This is a genomic window from Microbacterium sp. 10M-3C3 (genome assembly GCF_003931875.1).
Classification (GTDB): Bacteria; Actinomycetota; Actinomycetes; order Actinomycetales; family Microbacteriaceae; genus Microbacterium.
In genome coordinates this window covers 1,963,920-1,979,683 of sequence record NZ_CP034245.1, presented here as the reverse complement: position 1 = coordinate 1,979,683, position 15,764 = coordinate 1,963,920, and the positions used below count along the sequence as shown (strand labels likewise).

Here is a 15,764-nt window from a genome sequence, read left to right as displayed (position 1 = left end):
GTCGTGTCGGGCGTGTGACGGGAGGGCGCATGACGGTCTACCTCGACCACGCCGCCACGTCGCCGCTGCGCGACGAGGCCCGTGACGCGTGGCTCGCCGCGACCGTCGTGGCCGGCAACGCGTCCTCGATCCACGGCGCCGGACAGGCCGCGCGGCGGCTGCTGGAGGAGGCGCGCGAGAGCCTCGCCGAGACGCTGCGGTGCGACCCCGTCGAGGTCGTCTTCACCTCCGGCGGCACCGAGGCGGTGAACACGGCCGTGAAGGGGCTGTGGGCGGCGCGCGCCGCCTGCGCCGACGCGATCGTGCTGCCCGACGGCGAGCACCACGCGACCCTGGACGCCGTCGCGGGGCTCGCGGCGTCGGAGAGGGCGCGCGTGCGCGCGGTGTCGCTGGACGCCGTCGGCCGCATCGACGCCGAGGCCTTCGGCGACGCGCTCGACGGGGCTGCCCTGGCGACGGCGCTCGTGGCGAACAACGAGGTCGGCACCGTGCAGGACGCCGGCCGTCTCGCGGCGCTCGCCGCGACCGCGCGCGTGCCGCTGCATCTGGACGCCGTCTCGGCCCTGGGGCACGTGCCGGTGACCTTCCGCCCGTGGCGCGGGGATGCGCCGGCGGGGGCCGGGCTCGTCGCGCTGAGCGTGTCGGCGCACAAGGTCGGCGCGCCCGTCGGGGTCGGCGCGCTCGTCGTGGCGCGCTCGGCGCGCCTCGCGCCGCTCCTGCACGGCGGCGGTCAGCAGCGCGGGCTGCGCGCGGGCACGCAGGACGTCGCGGGTGCGCAGGCGTTCGCCGTCGCCGCGCGTCTCGCGGAGGCCGAGCGCGAGGCCGAGTCCGACCGGCTGACCGCCCTCGCGGACAGGCTGTGGCGCGGCATCCGCGAGGCCGTCCCCGCAGCGGAGCTGCTCGGCGACCCGCTCGCGCGGATCCCCGGCAACGTCCACGTGCTGTTCCCGGATGCGGCGGGCGAGACGCTGCTGTTCCTCCTCGACCAGCACGGCGTGGCCGTATCGACCGGATCGGCGTGCCAGGCCGGTGTCGCCGAGCCCTCGCACGTGGTGCTCGCCCTCGGCCGCACCGAGCGCGAGGCGCGCTCGGTGCTGCGGCTCACGCTCGGTCGCACGTCGACCGACGCCGACGTCGACGCCGTGCTGCGCGCCCTGCCCGACGCGTATGCGCGCGCCGCCGCCGCATCCGCCCGCGCCGCCCGCTGAGCGGGCCGCGCGCGGTCGCTCGTAGACTGGGCGGATGCGCATCCTGGCGGCCATGAGCGGCGGAGTGGACTCCGCCGTCGCCGCCGCGCGCGCCGTCGACGCGGGCCACGACGTCGTCGGCGTGCATCTGGCGCTCTCCCGCGCGGGCGGGACGCTGCGCGCGGGCAGCCGCGGCTGCTGCACGATCGAGGACGCGATGGACGCCCGTCGCGCCGCCGATCGCCTCGGCATCCCGTTCTACGTGTGGGACTTCTCCGAGCGCTTCCGCGACGACGTGATCGACGACTTCGTCGCCGAGTACCGCGCCGGTCGCACCCCCAACCCGTGCATGCGCTGCAACGAGCGGATCAAGTTCGCCGCGCTCCTCGAGCGCGCGCTCGAGCTCGGCTTCGACGCCGTGTGCACGGGCCACTACGCGACCCTCGTCGACGGCCCCGAGGGGCGCGAGCTGCACCGGGCGTCGGATGCGGCCAAGGACCAGTCCTACGTCCTGGGCGTGCTGACGGCCGAGCAGCTCGGCCACACGTACTTCCCGCTGGGCGCCACGCCCTCCAAGGCGCTCGTGCGCGCCGAGGCGGAGGCCCGCGGCCTCACCGTCGCGCACAAGCCCGACAGCCACGACATCTGCTTCATCCCCGACGGCGACACGCGCGGCTGGCTCGCCGAGCGCGTCGGCGCCGAGCGGGGGCCGATCCTCGACCGCCACGGCGCCGTCGTCGGCACGCACGAGGGTGCCCACGCGTTCACGGTCGGGCAGCGCCGGGGCCTGTCGCTCGGCGTGCCGGCGCCCGACGGCAAGCCGCGCTTCGTGCTCGAGGTGCGCCCGGTGTCCAACACCGTCGTGGTCGGCCCGAAGGAGGCCCTCGCGACGGCCGAGATCGCGGGGGAGCGGTTCACGTGGGCCGGTCGAGCGCCGGCGCACGGGACGTTCGCGTGCCACGTGCAGATCCGCGCGCACGCCGACCCCGTCCCGGCGTCCGCCCGCCTCGAGGGCGGCGCCCTGCACGTGCGGCCCGACGCGCCGTTCGACGGCGTCGCGCCGGGGCAGACCGCGGTGCTCTACGACGACACGCGCGTCATCGGGCAGTTCACGATCGACCGCACCGTCTCGGCCGTCCCCGTCGGCTGAGCGCGGTCGCGCGCGCCGCGGTCAAGGCCCGGGCGAGGTCGGAGGGCGTCCCTAGACTGACGTGCGTGACGGATGCGGAAGCGATCGACGACGACCTCGGCCCGGCAGGTCTCGGCCTCGACGAGGCCCGCGCCGAGGCGGCGGACCTCACCGAGCGGATCCTCGCCGCTCGCGACGCGTACTACGGCCGCAACGCCGAGCTCGTCGACGACGCCACCTACGACGGCTGGATGCGACGCCTCGAAGAGCTCGAACGGCTCTTCCCCGAGCTGCAGAGCCAGGACTCGCCGACGCTGAGCGTCGGGGCGGCCTCGACGACGATGTTCGCGCCGGTCGAGCACGCCGAGCGCATGCTGAGCCTGGACAACGTCTTCAGCCCCGACGAGCTGCGCGAATGGTGCGAGAAGGCGCAGTCCGCGGCGGGGCGTCGCGTCCGCTGGCTCACCGAGCTCAAGATCGACGGTCTCGCGATCAGCCTGCGGTACGAGGGCGGCGTGCTCACCTCCGCGGCGACGCGTGGCGACGGACGCATCGGCGAGGACGTCACGGTCAACGCGGTGCGCGTCCACGGCATCCCGACGCGCCTGGCCGGCACGGGGCATCCGCCGATCGTCGAGGTGCGCGGCGAGGTCTACATCCCCGTCGCCGCGTTCGACGAGCTGAACGCCCTCCAGGCCCGCATGCGCGAGCGCGTCATCGAGGAGGCCCGAGCCCGTGGGCGCGGCTTCGACGAGGCGAAGGCGACGCTGAGCGCGGAGCGGCGCTTCCCGGCGTTCGCGAACCCTCGCAACGCCGCGAGCGGGGGACTGCGCCAGCAGCTGGACAAGAAGGACGGGCTCGAGCTCGAGGCCGGTCAGGCACGGCTGGACTCGCTGCGCCTGCTCGTCCACGGCATCGGGGCGTGGCCGGCGCCGCCGGTCGCGTCGCAGAGCGAGGTGTACGGCCTGCTCGCCGAGTGGGGTCTGCCGACCAGCCCGTACTCCCGCACGTTCGACGACATCGACGGCGTGCTCGGCTACGTGGCGCACTACGGCGAGCACCGCCACGACGTCGAGCACGAGCTGGACGGCATCGTCGTGAAGGTCGACGAGCTCGCGCTGCACGACGAGCTGGGCGCGACCAGCCGCGCGCCGCGCTGGGCCATCGCATACAAGTACCCGCCCGAGCAGGTCAACACGAAGCTGCTCGACATCGTCGTGTCGGTCGGGCGCACCGGACGGGCCACGCCCTTCGCGGTCATGGCCCCCGTGCGCGTCGCCGGCTCGGTCGTCCGCCAGGCGACGCTGCACAACCAGGACGTCGTCAAGGCCAAGGGCGTGCTCATCGGCGACACGGTCGTGCTGCGCAAGGCCGGCGACGTCATCCCCGAGGTGCTCGGGCCCGTCGCCGAGCTGCGCGACGGCACCGAGCGCGCCTTCGTCATGCCCGAGCGGTGCCCCGAATGCGGGACGCCCCTGGCCCCCGCGAAGGAGGGCGACATCGATCTGCGCTGCCCCAACGCGCGCTCGTGCCCCGCGCAGGTGCGCGGCCGCGTCGAGCACATCGGATCGCGCGGAGCGCTCGACATCGAGGCGCTCGGCGAGGTGACCGCCGCCGCGCTGACGCAGCCGGAGGTGCCCGAGCGACCGCCGCTCGACACCGAGGCCGGGCTGTTCGAGCTCACGGTCGAGCAGCTCGTCCCGATCGAGGTCGTCGTCCGCGACTCCGAGACCGGTGAGAAGAAGATCGACGAGAACACGGGGGAGCTCGTCCGCCGCGCGCCGTTCCAGAAGCTCGGACCGGCGACGTACCCGCCGGGGACGGAGGCGCTGGGCGCGGCGGAGCGCCGCCGGCGCGGCATCCGCAAGGACCACCGCGAGGTGCTGCCGTCCGAGCAGGCGGTCCGCCTGATCGCGGAGCTCGACAAGGCGAAGACCAAGGACCTGTGGCGCCTGCTCGTCGCGCTCAACATCCGCCATGTCGGCCCCGTGGCCGCGCGGGCGCTCGCGCGGTGGTTCGGCTCGCTCGACGCGATCCGTTCGGCCTCGCGCGACGAGCTGGCCGCCGTCGAGGGCGTCGGCGGGATCATCGCCGACGCCGTCATCGACTGGTTCGCCGTCGACTGGCACCGCGAGATCGTCGAGCGCTGGCAGGCCGCCGGCGTGCGGTTCGCGATCCCGGGGCACCCCGGTCCCGGGGCCGCGGCCGAGGCCGGCGGCGTGCTGTCGGGCCTCACGGTCGTGGCGACCGGCTCGCTCGAGGGCTATTCGCGCGAGGGAGCCCAGGAGGCGATCCTCAAGGCCGGCGGCAAGGCCGCCTCGAGCGTGTCGAAGAAGACCGACTTCGTCGCGGCGGGGCCGGGCGCCGGCTCCAAGCTCGCGAAGGCGGAGGAGCTCGGCATTCGGATCATCGACGCCGCGCAGTTCCACATCCTCGTGACCGAGGGCCCCGCGGCGCTCGACGCCCTGGACCCCGACGCCGGCTGACAGCGCGCGTCTGGCGGGGTCAGTCGGCGAGGAGCTGCTCCCGCACCTGACGGCGCAGCACCTTGCCGATGAGCGAGCGCGGCAGCTCGTCCACCACGACGATGCGCCGCGGCACCTTGTACGGCGTCAGGATGCCGCGGGCGAACGCGCGCACGTCGTCGACGTCGAGCCCGCCGTCGCCCTCGGGCACCACCGCGGCCACGACCTCCTCTCCCGAGTGGGCGCTCGGGAGCCCGACGACCGCGACGTCGGCGACGCGCGGGTGCTGGCGCAGCACGTTCTCGACCTCGGTGGGGGCGACGTTGAACCCGCCCGTGATGATGAGCTCCTTGATCCGGTCGACGATGCGGACGAACCCGGCCTCGTCGATCGTTACGATGTCACCGGTGCGGAACCAGCCGTCGACGAAGACCTCCTCGGTCTCCTCGGGCTTGCCGTAGTAGCCGGAGAACACCTGCGGTCCGCGGACGAGCAGCTCGCCCGCCGACCCCGGCGCGACGTCGCGCCGCGGGTCGTCGGGATCGACGACGCGGCACTCGGTGCCGGGGAGGGGAAGGCCCACCGTGCCGGGCACCCGATTGTCGGCGACCGGGTTCGCCATGAGCACGGGGGAGCACTCGCTCAGGCCGTACCCCTCGACGAGATATCCGCCGGAGGCGGCTTCGAACGGCACGACGAGGTCGTGCGGCAGCGCCATGGCACCGGAGATCGCGATGCGCGTGCCCGCGAGCGGGATGCCCCGCGCCTCCGACGCCGCGAGCAGCCGCTCGGCGATCGGGGGCACGAGCGGCAGGAACGTGGCCGGATGCCGCTTCGTCACCGTGAGCACCATGTCGGGGTCGAACCGGGGGAACAGCACGAGCCGTGCCCCCATCGACATCGCGAACGTCAGGCACAGGGTGAGCCCGTAGGCGTGGAACATCGGCAGCACGGCGTACACGACGCATCCGTTGCCGCGACGGATCTCGGGGACCCACGCACGGGCCTGGGCCGCATTGGCGGCGAGGTTGCGGTGCGTGAGCGCGGCGCCCTTGGGGGTGCCCGTCGTGCCGCTCGTGTACTGGATGATGGCGAGATCGTCGGTGCGCGGGCGCGGATGCGACGCCGGGAGGCGCTCGGAGCGCAGCAGCTGCTCCCACGTGACGGTGCCCGTCACGCGCGCGTGCAGCGCGGCGCGCGACTCCCGCGCCTTGGCGACGGGGAGGCGCAGCGCGACGCGCGTGGGCAGCGGCATCGCGCGGGTCACGTCGATCGAGACGAGCGTGTCCACCCGCAGGTCGGCCGGGAAGTCCTGGATCGTGCGGACGACCTTGCTCCACACGATCGCGTGGCGTGCGCCGTGATCCTCGAACTGCTTGCGCAGCTCCCGCGCCGTGTAGAGCGGGTTGTGCTCGACCACGATGGCGCCCAGGCGCAGCACCGCATAGAACGCGACGATGTGCTGCGGGCAGTTGGGGAGCACGATGGCGACGGGGTCGCCGGCTCGCACGCCCTGCGCGCGCAGCCCCGCCGCGGCGCGCTCGATCTGCTCGTGGAGCGAGCGGTACGTCGTCTCGCGGCCGAAGAACTGCAGCGCCGGCGCATCCGGGTAGTCGCGCGCGGAGGCGTCGACGATGTCGACGAGCGACCCCTCGATGGGGCCGAGGTCTTCGGGGACGCCGTCGGCGTAGCTGGCGGTCCACGGTCGAGGCGGCTCGAAGGTCGTCACCGCGCCAGCCTACGGCCGGGGGTCGGCGGCCGGCCGAACTAGGATCGAAGGGTGTCTGAAATCACCCCCGATCTCGTGCGCCATCTCGGCGTGCTCGCCCGGATCCAGCTGAGCGACGAGGAGGTGACGCGCCTCACCGGCCAGCTCGACGTCATCGTCGACAACATCGCCAAGGTCTCCGAGGTCGCGACCCCCGACGTCCCGGCCACCAGCCACCCGGTCCCGCTCGCCAACGTCTTCCGCGCCGACGAGCCGGGCGACGTCCTCACGCGCGCGCAGGCGCTGCAGAACGCGCCGGATGCGACGGACGACCGCTTCCGCGTCACCGCGATCCTGGGGGAGGAGCAGTGAGCGACCTCACGCGCCTGAGCGCCGCCGACCTCGCCGGAGCCCTCGCCGCCGGCGAGGTCTCCAGCGTCGAGGCCACTCGCGCCCACCTCGACCGCATCGCGGCCGTCGACGGCGACCTGCACGCGTTCCTCCACGTCAACGCCGGCGCGCTGGAGGTCGCCGCCGACGTCGACCGCCGTCGCGCGGCGGGGGAGCAGCTGGGCCCGGTCGCGGGTGTGCCGCTCGCGATCAAGGACGTGCTCGTCACGATCGACATGCCCTCCACGAGCGGATCGAGGATCCTCGAGGGTTACATGTCGCCCTACGACGCGACCGTCGTCGCCCGCTCGCGCGCGGCCGGACTGGTGCCGCTCGGCAAGACGAACATGGACGAGTTCGCGATGGGCTCGTCGACAGAGCACTCCGCGTACGGCCCGACCCGCAACCCGTGGGACCGCGAGCGCATCCCCGGCGGTTCCGGCGGCGGCTCCGCCGCGGCGGTGGCCGCCTTCGAGGCGCCGCTCGCGCTCGGCTCCGACACGGGCGGATCGATCCGCCAGCCCGCGCACGTGACGGGGACCGTGGGGATCAAGCCGACGTACGGCGGCGTGAGCCGCTACGGCGCGATCGCGCTCGCCTCGAGCCTCGACCAGGTCGGGCCGGTCACGCGCACCGTCCTCGACGCGGGCCTCCTGCACGACGTGATCGCCGGGCACGACCCGCACGATGCGACCTCGCTCACGGACGCGTGGCCGTCGTTCGCCGAGGCGGCGCGCGAGGGCGCGCGCGGCGACGTGCTCCGCGGCCTCAAGGTGGGCGTCATCCGCGAGCTCGACGAGAGCGGCTTCCAAAAGGGCGTGTCGGCGTCGTTCCGCAGTGCCCTGGCGGCGATGGAGGCGCATGGCGCCGAGATCGTCGAGATCAGCGCGCCCCACTTCGAGTACGGCGTCGCGGCGTACTACCTGATCCTCCCCGCCGAGGCCTCGAGCAACCTCGCCAAGTTCGACTCGGTCCGCTTCGGCATGCGCGTGACCCCGCACGCCGCGGCCACCGTCGAAGAGGTCATGGCCGCCACGCGCGAAGCCGGCTTCGGCGACGAGGTGAAGCGCCGCATCATCCTGGGTACGTACGCCCTCTCGGCCGGCTACTACGACGCGTACTACGGCAGCGCCCAGAAGGTGCGCACGCTCATCCAGCAGGACTTCGCGAACGCCTTCGCCGACGTCGACGTCATCGCGACGCCCTCGGCGCCCACGACGGCCTTCCGCCTGGGCGAGAAGCTCGACGACCCGCTGCAGATGTACCTGAATGATGTCACGACGATCCCGGCGAACCTCGCCGGCGTCCCCGGCATCTCGATCCCGTCGGGGCTCGCGGAGGAGGACGGCCTGCCCGTCGGCATCCAGTTCCTCGCCCCGCTCCGCGAGGACGCGCGGCTGTACCGCGTCGGGGCGGCCCTGGAGAGCGTCCTCGTCGACACGTGGGGCGGGCCGCTCCTCGACCGGCTGCCGGCGCTGCGAGAAGCCCCCCGCGCGACGGAAGGAGCGGTGTGATGGCCAAGGCCGAGCTGATGGACTTCGACAAGGCGCTCGAACTGTTCGAGCCCGTGCTCGGGTTCGAGGTGCACGTCGAGCTGAACACGCGCACGAAGATGTTCTCCGGCGCGCCGAACCCCGCCCACGGCGAGAACCACGGCGCGGAGCCGAACACGCTCGTCGCTCCGGTGGACATGGGGCTCCCGGGCGCACTGCCGGTCGTGAACGAAGAGGCGGTGCGCTCCTCGATCAGCCTCGGCCTCGCCCTCGGCTGCTCGATCGCGCCGTCCAGCCGGTTCGCGCGGAAGAACTACTTCTACCCCGACCTCGGCAAGAACTACCAGATCTCGCAGTACGACGAGCCGATCGCCTTCGACGGGCAGGTCGAGGTCGAGCTGTCCGACGGCACCGTGGTGACGGTGCCGATCGAGCGCGCGCACATGGAGGAGGACGCCGGCAAGCTCACCCACATGGGTGGGGCGACCGGGCGCATCCAGGGCGCCGAGTATTCCCTCGTGGACTACAACCGCGCGGGCGTGCCGCTCGTGGAGATCGTGACCAAGCCGATCTTCGGGGCGGAGGCCTCCGCCCCCGAGCTCGCCAGGGCCTACGTCGCGACCATCCGCGACATCGTGCGGGCGCTCGGGATCTCCGAGGCGCGCCTCGAGCGCGGCAACCTCCGCTGCGACGCCAACGTCTCGCTGCGCCCGCGCGGGCAAGGGAAGCTCGGCACGCGCACGGAGACCAAGAACGTCAACTCGATGCGCTCGGTCGAGCGGGCCGTGCGGTACGAGATCCAGCGGCAGGCGGCGATCCTCGCGGCCGGCGGCGCGATCACGCAGGAGACGCGGCACTGGCACGAGGACACCGGGACGACCTCGCCCGGTCGCCCGAAGTCCGACGCCGACGACTACCGCTACTTCCCCGAGCCCGACCTGCTGCCCGTGGAGCCGTCCAGCGCGCTCATCGAGCAGCTGCGCGCCGCCCTGCCCGAGCCGCCGGCGGCGCGTCGGCGGCGCCTGAAGACGGACTGGGGCTTCACCGATCTCGAATTCCAGGACGTCGTCAACGGCGGCCTGCTCGCCGAGGTCGAGGCCACCGTCGCCGCGGGGGCCGCGCCCGCCGCGGCGCGCAAGTGGTGGACGGGCGAGATCACCCGCATCGCGAACGCGCAGGACCGCGAGCCGGCCGAGCTCGTGACGCCCGAGAGCGTCGCGGCGCTGCAGGCGCTCGTCGACGCCGGCACGCTCACCGACAAGCTCGGGCGCCAGGTGCTCGAGGGCGTGATCGCGGGCGAGGGCACGCCGCAGGAGGTCGTCGACGCCCGGGGCCTCGCGGTCGTCTCCGACGACGGGGCGCTCCGTGCCGCGATCGACGAGGCTCTGGCCGCGCAGCCCGACGTCCTCGCCAAGATCCGCGACGGCAAGGTGCAGGCGGCGGGCGCCGTGATCGGTGCGGTCATGAAGGCCATGAAGGGCCAGGCCGACGCCGCACGCGTGCGCGAGCTCGTCCTCGAGCGCGCCGCGCAGTAGCTGCCCGCGCGGGCCGTCGATGTCGGCGGTCCGCGCGAGAATGGACCCATGGGACGCGGCGACGGCACGGGGAGACTGATCTCGCCGCCCGACGCCGACGACACCGGCACGGGGATCCTCCACGTCGACATGGATGCGTTCTACGCGTCGGTCGAGGTGCTCGACGACCCGTCGCTGAAGGGCAAGCCGATCATCGTCGGCGCGGCCGAGGGGCGCGGCGTCGTCTCCAGCGCGTCGTACGAGGCCCGCCGGTTCGGCGTGCGCTCGGCGATGCCCGTCGCCCATGCGCTGCGGCTGTGCCCGACCGCGACGGTCGTGCGGCCGCACCTCGACCGGTACGTCGAGCTGTCGCAGCGCGTCATGGCGATCTTCGGCGACGTCACGCCGCTCGTCGAGCCCCTCTCGATCGACGAGGCCTTCCTCGACGTGCGCGGCGCCCGGCGACTGTGGGGGAGTCCCGGCACGATCGCGCGGATGCTGCGCCGGCGCGTGCTCGAGGAGACGGGGCTCACGTGCAGCATCGGGGTCGCGGCGACCAAGCACGTCGCGAAGATGGCCTCCACGATCAGCAAGCCCGACGGGCTGCTCATCGTGCCGGAGACGCGCACGCAGGAGTTCCTCGCCGCGCGCTCGGTGCGCGCGCTGTGGGGCGTCGGGCCGAAGGCGGCCGAGGCTCTCGAGTCCCGCGGCATCCGCACGGTCGCCGACATCCTCGCCACGCCGCGCACGCTCCTGGACCGCGCGCTCGGTGCCGCGATGGGCGAGCGCATCTGGCAGCTGTCCCGCGGCATCGACCCGCGGGTCGTCCACACCGAGCGCGTCGAGAAGAGCATCGGGCACGAGGAGACCTTCAGCCACGACATCGGCGACGTGCGCGTGCTGCACGTCGAGCTGCGCCGCCTCGCCGACCGCGTCGCCTCGCGCATGCGCCGGCACGGCGTGGAGGCGGCGACGATCGCCATCAAGGTGCGGCTGTCGGACTTCACGACCCTCAGCCGCTCCCGCACCCTCCCCGAGCCGACCGCCGTCGGGCAGCGGATCGGCGAGGCCGCGATCGAGATGTTCGACACGATCGAGCGGTCGCTCCCCGTGCGGCTCGTGGGCGTCCGCGGCGAACGGCTGCGCGCGGCCACGGGGGCGCTCGGCCTGTGGGACGACGACGAGGAGTGGCGCGCCGCCGAGGACGCGCTCGACGGCGCCGCCGAGCGCTTCGGCCGCGGCGCCGTCACCCGCGCGGCGCTCCTGGGGCCGCGACGGGACGACGGCGTGCTGCCGTCGCATCCGCTGCCCTCCCACGACGGCTAGCCCATCGATCCCGCCCTGTCGACACCCTGGCGAGCGGGCGGTGTGGCGGTACGGTGAGCGTATGCCCAACATCGCCTTGGATCTCGGCAAGCAGGCCGCGCAGTTCGGCGTCTCGAGCGCCTACGGAGAGCAGCAGGACGTCGACGGCGTGCGGTTCGTGCCCGTCGCCCTCACGTGGAGCGGCTACGGGGGCGGCTCGGACGAGTCCGGCAACGGCGGCGGGGGCGGCGGCGGGTACACGGTGCCGCTCGGCGCCTACATCCGGCGCGGCGACGACCTGCGCTTCGAGCCGAACGTCGTGTCGTTCCTCGCGATCGCGATCCCCTTCGTGTGGGTCGCCGGCCGCGCGCTCAGCCGTGTCATCCGCGCCCTCAGGAAGTAGCGCCGACCCCTTCGCCCGCGCGCTGGACGCCGCCGTCGCGGCGGTGATCGAGGCCGTGCGCGGTGTCGCGGCGAGCAACCCGGTCGTGCTCGTCGACGGCCGCAGCGGCGCCGGGAAGACCTCGCTCGCGCAGCGCGTCGTCGCGCGGTGGCCGCAGCGCGGGCGCGTGCAGCTCGTCGCCCTGGATGCGCTGTACCCCGGCTGGGGCGGGCTCGTCGAGGGTGTCGAGTACGCGCGGCAGACCGTGCTGGTGCCGCACGCGCGCGGCCTCATCGGCGTGTGGCAGCGGTGGGACTGGCAGGCGGGGGAGCGCGCCGAGGCGCACGCCGTCGACCCCTCACTTCCGCTCATCGTCGAGGGCGCGGGACTCCTCACCGCCCGCACCGCGCCGCTCGGCGACGTGCGCGTGTGGCTCGAGGCGCCGGCGGCGACGCGCAAGCGACGAGCGCTCGCCCGCGACGGCGAGACGTACCGCCCGCACTGGGACGAATGGGCCCGGCAGGAGGACGCCCACGTCCGGGATGACGACCCCGCATCCCGCGCGTCGCTCGTGCTCGCCGTCCCCTGACGTCGCGCGGATGCCTCAGCGCGCGTCGAGCGTGCGGGTGTGCACGTCGGTCTCGAGCGCCGTGCCGTTGACATCGACGTAGAGCCGGTCCTCGATGCGCGACACGGTCAGGCGGTTGCGGCGCTCCACCGCCGCGGCCGCCGCATCCACGAATCCCGCGTCGAAGGAGTGCACGGCGATGTGCTCGGCGTCGTGGATGCGGCGCCCCGCCCACCCCGCGACGAGCTTGTCGGGGTCGCGGTGGGTCCACCCGCGGGTGCGGTCGGCCAGGCGGCTGCCGTAGTGGAGGCGCTCGGCGTCGGGCGCGCCCACCTCGATCCACGCCGTGACGCGTCCGGTGGCATCCCGGACGAGCACAGCCGGCTCGTCGGTCGCCGAAATCCCCTCGCTGAACACGATGCCCTCGTCGTACTCGAGGCAGTACGCGAGCAAACGGGTCACGAGGAACGCGTCGGTCTCGGAGGGGTGACGCGCGAGCCGCACCGTCATGTCCTCGTACACGCCGCGATCGACGTCCGCGATCTGCACGTCGAAGGTCATCATCGTCGCACCGATCGCCATGGTCTCCGAGCCTAGCCCGGCGCGGCGTACGGCCTCGACGCGACGGCGTCAGCCGCGGTCGAGCGCGGCCACCATGCCGTCGAGGCGGCCGCCGATCCAGTCGTACAGCAGGAACCGCGGGTCGTCGGGGGAGTGGTCGTCCTCGCGGTCGATCCCGAGGCGCGAGGCCATGACGAGACGGACGGCCGCGAGCGTGCGCACCCACGAGGCCGCCTCATCCGCGGTCAGCGACACCGTCCGCACCGCGAGGCCGACGGCGTCGTCGATGTCGGGCGCCTGGGGCAGCGCGCCCGTCCGGTCGAGCGTCGCCATCATCGCGCGCGCCTCCGCGGCGCGGCGGCGCAGCAGATTGTCGCCGGTGAGCCGGCGGAACTCCGCGGATGCGGCGTCGTCGCCCGGATACGCGTCGGGCACGAGGCGCCGCACGGCCGGGTCGCTGGCGGAGGCTGCATCCGAGCCCTCGAGGAGCTCCACGAACTGCGCCGCGAGACCGCGGAGATGAGCGGCCTCGATGACGGTGATCTCCATCACCAGGACGGGGGCGTCGTCGCTCATTCGGGTGCCTTCCGGACGGTCGCCCACAGCCCGTAGTCCTGCAGGGCGTGGGCGTGGAGCTCCATCTGCTCGCGCGCCCCCTCGGCGACGACGGCGTGCCCCTCATGGTGCACGGCGAGCATCAGCCGCCGTGCGTGCGGCTCCGGAAAGCCGAAGTACGTCCGGAACACGTGCACGACGTAGCTCATGAGGTTGACGGGGTCGTCCCACACCACGGTCTGCCACGGCCCCGCGACCGCCGCATCCGAGGCGAGATCCTGCTCCTCCCGCGTCAGGGTGTCGTTCACGCCCACCCCAGCTCGTGCAGACGCTCGTCGTCGATGCCGTAGAAATGGGCGATTTCGTGCACGAGCGTGGTGTGGATCTCCTCGCGCAGCTGCGCCAGGTCGTCGCACGCCGCCAGGTGCGGCTCGCGGTACAGGATGATGCGGTCGGGCAGCTCGGCGGCGCTGCCGTAGCGCTCGCGCTCGGTGAGCGCCCAGCCGTCGTAGAGGCCGAGCAGGTCGAGGCTGCCGTCCTCCGGCCGGTCCTCGACGACGAACACGACATTGTCGAGGCCTTCGACCATGTCGTCGGGGAGGCGATCCAGCTCGTCGACGACGAGCCGTTCGAACCCGGCGGCGTCGATGTCGGGGAACGAGGGATCGGTCATGACGGAGCGCACAACGAATTGGGGTGAGTAACGGGACTTGAACCCGCGACCCCCTGGACCACAACCAGGTGCTCTACCAACTGAGCTATACCCACCATGTGTCCGGCGGAGCAGGACAACCAGAAGATTCTCTCACACCGCGAAGGGGTACGACGACACGGCGCTGCTCGCCGCCGCCCGCGCACCGTCGCTCGTCGGCCCGGGCTCGGGCACGAACACCGCGGTGCGGTAGTACGCGAGCTCGCGGATGGATTCGTGGATGTCGGCGAGGGCGCGGTGACCGCCGTTCTTCGCCGGGGCGTGGATGTAGGCGCGCGGGTACCAGCGCCGGGAGAGCTCCTTGATGCTCGACACGTCGACGTTGCGATAGTGGAGCCACCGGTCGACACGGGGCATGTACTTCGCGAGGAACGTGCGGTCGGTGCCGATCGTGTTGCCCGCCAGCGGCGCCTTGCCCTCGGCGGGGGCGAAGCGCTGGATGTACTCGAGCGCCTGGAACTCCGCGTCGGCGACGCTCACCCCGTGAGGGATCTCCTCGAGCAGGCCCGAGCTGCGGTGCATCTCGGTGACGAACTCGCTCATGTTCGCGAGCGCCGAGTCGTCGGGCTTGATGACGATCTGGAAACCGGGGTCGAGCACCTGCAGGTCGAAGTCGGTGACCACGACGGCGATCTCCACGAGCTCGTCGACCGCCAGATCCAGTCCGGTCATTTCGCAGTCGATCCAGACCAGACGGTCGTTCGCGGAAGCACCCACCATGCCGCTCATCCTATCGACGCGTCGCGCCCGCCCGGCGGGAGGGGTTCTCGGCCCCCCAGACACGATTCGAACGTGTGACCGGCGGATTAGAAGGCCGCTGCTCTATCCACTGAGCTACTGGGGGTCGACCATCCACAGTACCGAGCCGCCTGCGCGGATGCGACCGGCGGCGCGCCACTGGCCGAACCGCGCGACGCGGCGTAGCGTCGGGGTCATCGCGGAAGGAGTCGATGATGACCGAGACCACGACCCGGCGACTGTGGGTGGCGTACGGACCGGCGGGTGCCGTCGGCAAGATCCAGAAGGACGCCGACGCGTACACGGTGCAGATGGCGGGGGCGGACCAGCCGCTGGGCACCTACCCCACGATGGACATCGCCAAGCGCGCGCTGCAGACGCACCTGAAGCCGGGCGCGGACGCTCCGGAGTACCGCGAGCACTGATCCTGCCGTCAGTGCAGCGCGGGCCGCCCGCTCACGAGGATCGCGGCATCTCCCCGCTGCGGGAGGTCGAACAGCGGCAGGGTGACGTGCACGAGCGGCCCGATGCACAGCGCGAACAGCACGGTGCCGAGGCCGACCGTGCCGCCGAGCGTCCAGCCGAGCACGAGCACGGTGCCCTCCACGACGAGCCGGCACAGCCAGATCGGCGCGCCGGTGCGCGCGTGCAGGCCGGTCATGAGGCCGTCGCGCGGCCCGGGGCCGAAGTGGGCGCCGATGTACAGGCCGGAGGAGATGGCGACGACGAGCACGCCCACGAGCAGCATGACGAGCTGCGACCACAGCTGCACGGGTGCCGAAACGAGGCTGATGGTCGCCTGCATGCTCGTTCCGACGACGGCGATGTTGGCGACCGTGCCCACACCCGGGTGCTGGCGCAACGGGATCCACGCGAGCAGCACGGCGGCACCCAGGAGGTTCGTGACCCAGCCGACGCCGATGCCCGTGCGCAGGCCGATGCCCTCGGCCAGCACGGTCCAGGGGTCCACGCCGAGGCCGGCGCGGAGGGTGAGGCCGGCACCCACGCCATAGAAAGCCAATCCCACGATCAACTGGATCACTCGCCGGGTCATACG

General features: G+C 73.2%; 17 protein-coding genes and 2 tRNA genes. 10 read left to right on the top strand and 9 right to left on the bottom strand.

Going from position 1 to position 15,764, the window contains the following annotated elements; translation table 11 throughout:
- The first annotated feature begins 29 nt into the window (after window positions 1-29).
- From EI169_RS09510 to ligA, 3 genes are all read left to right on the top strand, one after another.
- The gene (locus tag EI169_RS09510) at window positions 30-1,208 is read left to right on the top strand and encodes a cysteine desulfurase family protein (RefSeq protein ID WP_125132103.1); all 1,179 of its coding nucleotides are present in this window, start codon (window positions 30-32) and stop codon (window positions 1,206-1,208) included.
- 34 nt (window positions 1,209-1,242) lie between these two features.
- Entirely contained in the window at window positions 1,243-2,337 is a 1,095-nt protein-coding gene (mnmA, locus tag EI169_RS09505) for a tRNA 2-thiouridine(34) synthase MnmA (protein WP_125132102.1), read from the top strand.
- 65 nt (window positions 2,338-2,402) lie between these two features.
- A complete protein-coding gene (gene ligA, locus EI169_RS09500) occupies window positions 2,403-4,802 on the top strand; it encodes an NAD-dependent DNA ligase LigA (protein WP_240640393.1) in 2,400 nt (799 codons plus the stop codon).
- A gap of 19 nt (window positions 4,803-4,821) precedes the next feature.
- Here the strand turns inward: ligA and EI169_RS09495 are convergent, their stop codons facing one another.
- Window positions 4,822-6,510 carry a long-chain-fatty-acid--CoA ligase gene (locus EI169_RS09495; RefSeq protein ID WP_125132101.1) on the bottom strand — a complete coding sequence of 563 codons (1,689 nt, stop codon included), beginning with the start codon at window positions 6,508-6,510 and terminating at the stop codon, window positions 4,822-4,824.
- Between the two features lie 51 nt (window positions 6,511-6,561).
- Between EI169_RS09495 and gatC the strand changes: the two genes are divergently transcribed.
- The 6 genes from gatC to EI169_RS09465 all read left to right on the top strand — a co-directional run bounded on the left by gatC (window position 6,562) and on the right by EI169_RS09465 (window position 12,162).
- Complete coding sequence (gatC, locus tag EI169_RS09490; protein WP_125132100.1) at window positions 6,562-6,861, top strand: Asp-tRNA(Asn)/Glu-tRNA(Gln) amidotransferase subunit GatC; 300 nt, start codon at window positions 6,562-6,564, stop codon at window positions 6,859-6,861.
- A complete protein-coding gene (gene gatA / locus EI169_RS09485; protein ID WP_125132099.1) occupies window positions 6,858-8,393 on the top strand; it encodes an Asp-tRNA(Asn)/Glu-tRNA(Gln) amidotransferase subunit GatA in 1,536 nt (511 codons plus the stop codon). Before gatC ends, gatA begins: the two co-directional genes overlap by 4 nt.
- Window positions 8,393-9,907 (top strand): Asp-tRNA(Asn)/Glu-tRNA(Gln) amidotransferase subunit GatB, encoded by a 1,515-nt coding sequence (gene gatB / locus EI169_RS09480; RefSeq protein ID WP_125132098.1) that lies wholly within the window; start codon window positions 8,393-8,395, stop codon window positions 9,905-9,907. Before gatA ends, gatB begins: the two co-directional genes overlap by 1 nt.
- 48 nt (window positions 9,908-9,955) lie before the next feature.
- Window positions 9,956-11,212, top strand: coding sequence for a DNA polymerase IV (locus tag EI169_RS09475; protein WP_125132097.1), 1,257 nt, complete (start codon window positions 9,956-9,958; stop codon window positions 11,210-11,212).
- Window positions 11,213-11,273: 61 nt separating this feature from the next.
- Complete coding sequence (locus tag EI169_RS09470) at window positions 11,274-11,594, top strand: hypothetical protein (RefSeq protein ID WP_125132096.1); 321 nt, start codon at window positions 11,274-11,276, stop codon at window positions 11,592-11,594.
- Window positions 11,569-12,162, top strand: coding sequence for a hypothetical protein (locus EI169_RS09465; protein ID WP_240640392.1), 594 nt, complete (start codon window positions 11,569-11,571; stop codon window positions 12,160-12,162). Before EI169_RS09470 ends, EI169_RS09465 begins: the two co-directional genes overlap by 26 nt.
- Before the next feature lie 15 nt (window positions 12,163-12,177).
- Here EI169_RS09465 and EI169_RS09460 read toward each other — a convergent pair whose 3' ends face one another.
- The 7 genes from EI169_RS09460 to EI169_RS09430 all read right to left on the bottom strand — a co-directional run bounded on the left by EI169_RS09460 (window position 12,178) and on the right by EI169_RS09430 (window position 14,813).
- Window positions 12,178-12,723 (bottom strand): YaeQ family protein, encoded by a 546-nt coding sequence (locus EI169_RS09460; RefSeq protein ID WP_125132095.1) that lies wholly within the window; start codon window positions 12,721-12,723, stop codon window positions 12,178-12,180.
- 48 nt (window positions 12,724-12,771) lie between these two features.
- The gene (locus EI169_RS09455) at window positions 12,772-13,278 is read right to left on the bottom strand and encodes a DUF2017 family protein (RefSeq protein ID WP_240640391.1); all 507 of its coding nucleotides are present in this window, start codon (window positions 13,276-13,278) and stop codon (window positions 12,772-12,774) included.
- A complete protein-coding gene (clpS, locus tag EI169_RS09450) occupies window positions 13,275-13,553 on the bottom strand; it encodes an ATP-dependent Clp protease adapter ClpS (protein WP_125133411.1) in 279 nt (92 codons plus the stop codon). Before clpS ends, EI169_RS09455 begins: the two co-directional genes overlap by 4 nt.
- A gap of 8 nt (window positions 13,554-13,561) precedes the next feature.
- Window positions 13,562-13,930 (bottom strand): metallopeptidase family protein, encoded by a 369-nt coding sequence (locus tag EI169_RS09445; protein ID WP_125132094.1) that lies wholly within the window; start codon window positions 13,928-13,930, stop codon window positions 13,562-13,564.
- A gap of 19 nt (window positions 13,931-13,949) precedes the next feature.
- Window positions 13,950-14,025, bottom strand: a tRNA-His gene (locus EI169_RS09440).
- A gap of 37 nt (window positions 14,026-14,062) precedes the next feature.
- Window positions 14,063-14,689: an oligoribonuclease gene (gene orn / locus EI169_RS09435; RefSeq protein WP_125132093.1), complete on the bottom strand. Its 627-nt coding sequence runs from the start codon at window positions 14,687-14,689 to the stop codon at window positions 14,063-14,065.
- A 51-nt stretch (window positions 14,690-14,740) separates the two neighbouring features.
- Window positions 14,741-14,813, bottom strand: a tRNA-Arg gene (locus tag EI169_RS09430).
- 109 nt (window positions 14,814-14,922) lie between these two features.
- On the opposite strand from EI169_RS09430, the gene EI169_RS09425 reads away from it, so the two are divergent.
- Window positions 14,923-15,132 (top strand): methyltransferase, encoded by a 210-nt coding sequence (locus EI169_RS09425; RefSeq protein WP_125132092.1) that lies wholly within the window; start codon window positions 14,923-14,925, stop codon window positions 15,130-15,132.
- 8 nt (window positions 15,133-15,140) lie between these two features.
- On the opposite strand, the gene EI169_RS09420 is transcribed toward EI169_RS09425, so the two are convergent.
- A complete protein-coding gene (locus tag EI169_RS09420; protein WP_205783772.1) occupies window positions 15,141-15,761 on the bottom strand; it encodes a hypothetical protein in 621 nt (206 codons plus the stop codon).
- Window positions 15,762-15,764 lie beyond the last annotated feature (3 nt).